General features: G+C 74.1%; 1 protein-coding gene. It reads right to left on the minus strand.

Going from position 1 to position 1,288, the window contains the following annotated elements:
- Positions 1-1,288, minus strand: a 1,288-nt coding sequence (locus KBX53_RS33255; protein WP_247676582.1) for a hypothetical protein, incomplete at both ends; no start/stop codon positions are given.

The following is a 1,288-nucleotide window of genomic DNA, read 5'->3' on the forward strand; positions in this document are numbered from 1 at the left end:
CAGGCTCGGTGCCGACCCGCCGCCAACGGGTCGTCGAGCAGGTCGGCCAGCGCCGCCAACGTGTTGTCGACAGGACCCAGCGACAGCGAACCGGTTTCCAGACCCGCGAAACACCCCCGCCACGGCGTCAGCTCGGCGTAGGACTTGCGGGCGACCTTCCGGTCACCGAGTCGGGCGGCGACCTCGCCGCGCACGCATGCCCACAGCAGCCAGAAGTAGTCGGGCCGGATCGGCAGCTCCGGCTTCCACACGGCGCGCGCCTGCTCCAGATCGCCGGCCTCCACCAGGGCCAGGGCGAGCAGGTCGTGGCTGTCCTGGGGCACCCGGGCGTGCACCTGCCGCAGCTCGGGCACCGACTGGGCCGCGCCGCCCCCGGTCAGCCCCACGACGAACCGGCCGAGCATTCCCATCGCCTGCGCGTTGGGCCCGCCACCCTGTTCCATCCGCGTCGCGGCCTCGCCGTAGCGCCGCAGGGCGAGCGGATAGTCCCCCGCGAGCAACGCGGTCAGCCCGTCGAACCAGGACAGCACGGCCAGCATCAGTGCCAGTTGTCCGGTGTTGGCCTGCTCCACCGCCTTGTCGACGTGCCGGCGAGCGTCGACGAGGTCGGCCCGGTGCAGCGCCGCCTGGAAGAGGATGTGATGAGCCTGGGCCCGGTATCCGGTCAGTCCGTGGGCGGTGGCCACCCGCAGCATCTCCTCGCCGACGGCCGGCAGCTCGGCACGCCGGGCCGGCGCCATCACGGGGAAGTAGCGGGCGTTGAGCGCCCGACACAGCAGTCCTGGCTGCCCCGACTCGCGCGCCAGCGAGAGAGCCTCGCGGCTGGCCTCGTCGGCCCGGTCGTCGTCGGCGCCCTCCACCTCGAAGACCAGGGTGCACAGCAGCTCGCAGCGGGCCACCGGGGCGTCCGAACCGAGAGCAGCGAGCGCGGCCTCGACGGCGGCGACGAACTTCGTGTCGACCGCGCGGTCCGGCCGGACGGGCCAGGCGACCGGGGCATCCAGGCAGTTCAGTGCCCGACGCAGGGCGGATGGATCGGCGGCCATGGCCGCCAGCGCGACGGCCTCGCCGCGTATCTGCCGGGCGGTGAGAATATCGCCGGCGCGGGCGGTTGCCGCGGCTCGCGCACACCAGCCCGCCAGCCGGGTCGCCAGGGGTGTCTCGGGCAGCAGCGCAATCGCCCGGCCCACCCCCGACCACAACGCGGCAGCCTCTCGGGGCGCGTCCAGATCGGTGGCGTGGTGGGCGGCGGCGGTGGTGTACCGCAACGCCCGCTCGGCGGTGGACG

This window comes from Micromonospora sp. M51, from assembly GCF_018070305.1.
Lineage (GTDB): Bacteria > Actinomycetota > Actinomycetes > Mycobacteriales > Micromonosporaceae > Micromonospora > Micromonospora parva.